Origin of the sequence: Mesorhizobium sp., from assembly GCF_024509055.1 — a bacterium.
Classification (GTDB): Bacteria; Pseudomonadota; Alphaproteobacteria; order Rhizobiales; family Rhizobiaceae; genus Mesorhizobium.
This window is the reverse complement of the sequence record NZ_JANINM010000132.1, coordinates 1-4316: the sequence shown is the minus strand read 5'-3', so window position 1 is coordinate 4316 and position 4316 is coordinate 1. Positions and strand designations below refer to the sequence as shown.

Sequence of the window (4316 nt, the reverse complement as noted above, 5' to 3'; positions counted from 1 at the left end):
ATCCGTGGTCGGTGCTCGGCCTGCCGCCGGTCTGGTACAAGGCGCCGCCCTACCGCTCGCGGGCCGTGATCGACCCGCGCGGTGTGCTCGAAGAGTTTGGCTTGACGCTGCCGCCGACCAGGAAGATCCGGGTGTGGGACTCCACCGCCGAGCTCCGCTACCTGGTGGTGCCGATGCGGCCGAAAGGCACGGATGGCTGGAGCGAGGAACAGCTTGCCGGGCTGGTGAGCCGCGATGCGATGATCGGCACCGCCCTGGCGAAGGAGCCGGCATGAACGGGCCGCAGGATCTTGGCGGGCAGATGGGCTTCGGCCCGGTGGCGCCCGAGAAGGACGAGCCGTATTTCCATGCCGAATGGGAGAAGCGCGCGCTGGGCGTGACGCTGACCGCGGGCGCGATGGGCGCCTGGAACATCGACGAGAGCCGGCACGCGCGGGAATCGCTGCATCCCGCCATCTACTACGGCTCGAGCTACTACCAGATCTGGATCAGGGCGCTCGTGGTGCTCTTGAAGCGCCACGGCTTCGTCACCGAGAACGACCTTGCTGCCGGCAAGGCCATCGATCCGGCAGCCGTTCCCAAGAGGGTGCTGAAGGCGGCGGACGTGCCGGCAGTGCTGGCCAAAGGTGGGCCGTGCGACCGGCCGGTCCGCAATCCGGCGCGTTTTCGCGCGGGCGATCGCGTGCGGACGAAGAGCTTCAATCCAACCGGCCATACGCGCCTGCCACGCTATGCGCGCGGCAAGAACGGCACCGTCGAGGCGGTGCGCGACGGCTTCGTCTTCCCCGACGGCAACGCCCATGGCAAAGGCGAAAACCCGCAATGGGTCTACACTGTGGTGTTCGAGGGCGCCGAGATCTGGGGCGAGGGCGCCGATCCGACGCTTGTTGTCTCGATCGACGCCTGGGAGAGCTACCTTGAGCCGGCCTGAGGCCAAGCTACCGGCGGTGCTCGACGATCCGGTGTTCGCCGAACCCTGGCAGGCGGAAGCCTTCGCCATGACTGTCGCGCTGCAAGGCAAGGGCCTATTTTCATGGAGCGAGTGGGCCGTAGCGTTGTCCGTCGAGGTGAAGCAGCCGGGCGCGGCGAGCGACGGGCACGACTATTACGAGCACTGGCTGGCGGCGCTAGAGAAGCTGCTGTCGCGAAAGGGGATCGCCGGCAAGGGCGAGGTGGACGAGCTCGCTGCCGCTTGGGAACGCGCTGCGCATGCCACGCCGCATGGCAAGCCGATCCTGCTGGAGAATGATCCGGAATCCGGCAGGTAGGGGCCGCTCCCTGAATTTGTTCCCTTTACGTTCCGTTTTGCCCCTGATAGCCTGACCGGGCTGGGCAGTGAGCCCGTCGCCGGAGATGTCGATGGCGGGGCGGCCAATCTTGTCTTTCGTCTGCGAATCCGGTCTGTCGCACTAATGGAATTCTCCCCCCAACAGGACGAGGCTTTGAAGGCGGTTGGGCGCTGGCTGAAAGACGGCCGGCCCCAGGTCTTCCGCCTGTTCGGCTATGCCGGCACGGGCAAGACGACACTGGCGCGCTATTTTTCCGAACATGTCGATGGGCAGGTGCAGTTCGCCGCCTTTACAGGCAAGGCGGCACAGGTGCTGCGCTCCAAGGGGGCAACCAACGCCCGCACCATCCATTCGCTGATCTATAGGCCGAAGGGCGAGGAAACGGTCGAGGACGAGGTGACCGGCAAGACATCGATGTCACCGACGTTCTCCCTCAACCGGCAAAGCCCGATTTCGCGCGCCAAGCTCGTCGTCATCGACGAATGCTCGATGGTCGACGAGCAGCTCGGCCGTGACCTGATGAGTTTCGGCACGCCGATCCTGGTGCTTGGCGACCCGGCCCAGCTGCCGCCGATCTCGGGCGGCGGCTTCTTCACCGAACACGAACCGGACGTGCTGCTCACCGAAATCCATCGCCAGGCGCGTGACAACCCCATCATCCGGCTGGCGCTGGACGTACGCGAAGGCCGCGAGTTCATGCATGGTGACTATGGCGCGGCGCAGGTCATCGGCAGGGAAGGCGTCAATCAGGATCTCGTGCTCAAGGCCGACCAGGTTCTGGTCGGCACCAACCGCACGCGGCGGCGCTACAATCATCGTCTGCGCGAGCTCAAGGGCTTCAACGCCGATTTCCCGCAGGCGGGCGACAAGCTGGTCTGCCTGCGCAACGACCCGGCCAAGGGGCTGCTCAACGGCTCGCTGTGGAAGGTGATGACCTCGTCGCGCGAGACGGTGAAACCCGGCATCAACCTCTTGGTCTCGCCGGAGGAGGACGATCCCGACCGCGGCGTCGCCAAGATCAAGCTGCTCAAGGCGGCGTTCGAGGATCCCGATGCCGACATCCCCTGGCAGCAGAAGAAGCGCTTCGACGATTTCGACTATGGCTATGCGCTGACCGTCCACAAGGCGCAGGGCTCACAGTGGGACGACGTCGTGCTGTTCGACGAGAGCTGGGCGTTCAAGGAAACCCGCCAGCGCTGGCTCTATACCGCCATCACCAGAGCCGCCGAACGTCTGACGATCGTCCGCTGATGGTCACACAGGCCTGGCGCCGAGCCATTGCCATGCCGATGCTTCGTCGTCGCTGCCGAAGTGCCTGAATTCAAAAGGCAGGGTCTTCGGAAAGAGGTGACGGATGGAAGAGGCCCAGGCGGGGTCGCCGACGACGGCGCAGCGCACGACATGGTCCAGCGCGCCGGCAACGCCTTGCCGCAACGTGTCATTTGAAATGTTGCGCCAATCCACGCTTTCCTCGTCGGTCAGCCGCACCAGTACGTCGATCCTCGGATGCAACGCATAAGCCGCATCCAGCAGGCCGAAGAGGTTTTCGGCGTCGGCTGGCGAAACGTCGCCAACGACGTCGATGGCAAAAAGCGCGTCGCGATTGGTGTTGAGGCGGCGTATGGCCGGTACGGCATCGAGGAAATTCACAGGCAAGATCCTTGTGTTGGCCGCGATCTCGTCCTCTGGAACACCTGAAACCCTCTATCTGTTCCCAGCAAAGGCGCTATAGATGCGCGCCAACGCCCGAATGGCCCGGCATGTGACAGAACCTCCAGGCTGCTCAGGCATTCGTAACTACGTTCAAGGCGGAAGCCGCTGCGGGCTTTGCCTGGAACCGCTCGAACTGGACGCTGGATCATGCCCGCAAAGCTGTCGGTCAACCTCAATGCAATTGCCATGCTGCGCAACCGCCGCGACCTGCCATGGCCGAGCGTCATCGGAATTGGCCGTATAGCTCTCGCAGCCGGCGCGCATGGATTGACCGTGCATCCGCGGCCCGACGAACGGCACACGCGACATTCCGACCTGCCGGAGATCAGGGCGCTGATCGACGACGAGTTTCCGAAGGCGGAGTTCAACATCGAAGGCTATCCGTCGGAGGATTTCCTGGTGCTCGTCGAAAAGCATCAGCCGGAGCAGGTGACGCTGGTGCCCGACGATCCGACGCAGGCAACATCCGACCATGGCTGGAACTTCGCCGCGAAGGCTGCGTTCCTCACTCCGATCGTCAAACGATTGAAAAAGAGTGGAATTCGCGTGTCGCTGTTTTCGGACGCCGATCCCGCGGGAGTGAGTGCGGCGCGCGACACCGGCGCCGACCGGATCGAGCTCTACACCGGTCCTTACGGGAGCTGCCATTCCGATTCCGCAAGAGCTGCGAAGGAACTGGAAGCATTGGGAAAAACCGCCGATGCGGCGTTTGCGGCAGGGCTTCAGGTCAATGCCGGACACGATCTGACCGTCGCCAACCTGCCGGCGCTCGCCAGGCGCGTTCCGGCGTTGGCAGAAGTATCGATCGGACACGGGTTGACAGCCGATGCATTGGAGTATGGCATGGCCGGCACGGTGGGACGGTTCCTGAAGGCCTGCGGGTGGTAAGGCAAGGAAGCCTTGCGTAGGCCCGGCGGCAATCGCAAGCCCCGCGCGTCGCGACAGTCTGGGTGCATCGCGCGGACGATGAAGTGGGGTCTATGGTGCTAGCTAACGCCAGCAACGAGGCTGAAACCCTCGAACGGTCCAGCCATGCCGGAACGGAACGGCGTCACAGCACGAAGGTTCTGATGCTCGGAGCGCTCGGCGTCGTCTACGGCGATATCGGCACGAGCCCTATCTATGCCTTTCGAGAGGCTTTGCACGCGTCATCGGGTCCGGCCGCCCGCAACGACGTGCTTGGCGTGCTGTCGCTGATCGTGTGGGCGCTGACGATTATCGTCACCATCAAATATGTCGCGTTCGTGCTGAGGGCCGATAACAAGGGCGAAGGCGGCACGCTGTCGCTGATGTCGCTGGCGCGCAGCGCCTATC

At 64.1% G+C, this 4316-nt stretch carries 6 protein-coding genes and 1 pseudogene; 6 read left to right on the top strand and 1 reads right to left on the bottom strand.

Going from position 1 to position 4316, the window contains the following annotated elements:
* From Q0L57_RS07045 to Q0L57_RS07030, 4 genes are all read left to right on the top strand, one after another.
* The coding region (locus tag Q0L57_RS07045) for a nitrile hydratase subunit alpha (protein ID WP_296739998.1) at positions 1-275 on the top strand (275 nt) is incomplete at its 5' end.
* Positions 272-931 carry a nitrile hydratase subunit beta gene (nthB, locus tag Q0L57_RS07040; RefSeq protein WP_296739996.1) on the top strand — a complete coding sequence of 220 codons (660 nt, stop codon included), beginning with the start codon at positions 272-274 and terminating at the stop codon, positions 929-931. The genes Q0L57_RS07045 and nthB, both read left to right, overlap by 4 nt.
* Positions 918-1268: a nitrile hydratase accessory protein gene (locus tag Q0L57_RS07035; RefSeq protein WP_296739993.1), complete on the top strand. Its 351-nt coding sequence runs from the start codon at positions 918-920 to the stop codon at positions 1266-1268. Before nthB ends, Q0L57_RS07035 begins: the two co-directional genes overlap by 14 nt.
* 144 nt (positions 1269-1412) lie before the next feature.
* A complete protein-coding gene (locus Q0L57_RS07030; RefSeq protein WP_296739990.1) occupies positions 1413-2540 on the top strand; it encodes an ATP-dependent RecD-like DNA helicase in 1128 nt (375 codons plus the stop codon).
* A 3-nt stretch (positions 2541-2543) separates the two neighbouring features.
* Here the strand turns inward: Q0L57_RS07030 and Q0L57_RS07025 are convergent, their stop codons facing one another.
* Positions 2544-2939, bottom strand: coding sequence for an STAS/SEC14 domain-containing protein (locus Q0L57_RS07025; RefSeq protein ID WP_296739987.1), 396 nt, complete (start codon positions 2937-2939; stop codon positions 2544-2546).
* Between the two features lie 210 nt (positions 2940-3149).
* On the opposite strand from Q0L57_RS07025, the gene Q0L57_RS07020 reads away from it, so the two are divergent.
* Entirely contained in the window at positions 3150-3890 is a 741-nt protein-coding gene (locus tag Q0L57_RS07020) for a pyridoxine 5'-phosphate synthase (RefSeq protein ID WP_296739984.1), read from the top strand.
* 167 nt (positions 3891-4057) lie between these two features.
* Positions 4058-4316 (top strand): annotated as a pseudogene (locus Q0L57_RS07015) (KUP/HAK/KT family potassium transporter); the annotation flags it as partial.

Excerpts from the sequence above, each read along its gene's own strand:
- Q0L57_RS07030 (WP_296739990.1), top strand. The coding sequence starts at position 1,413 with ATGGAATTCTCCCCCCAACAGGACGAGGCTTTGAAGGCGGTTGGGCGC.
- nthB (WP_296739996.1), top strand. The coding sequence starts at position 272 with ATGAACGGGCCGCAGGATCTTGGCGGGCAGATGGGCTTCGGCCCGGTG.
- Q0L57_RS07020 (WP_296739984.1), top strand. The coding sequence starts at position 3,150 with ATGCCCGCAAAGCTGTCGGTCAACCTCAATGCAATTGCCATGCTGCGC.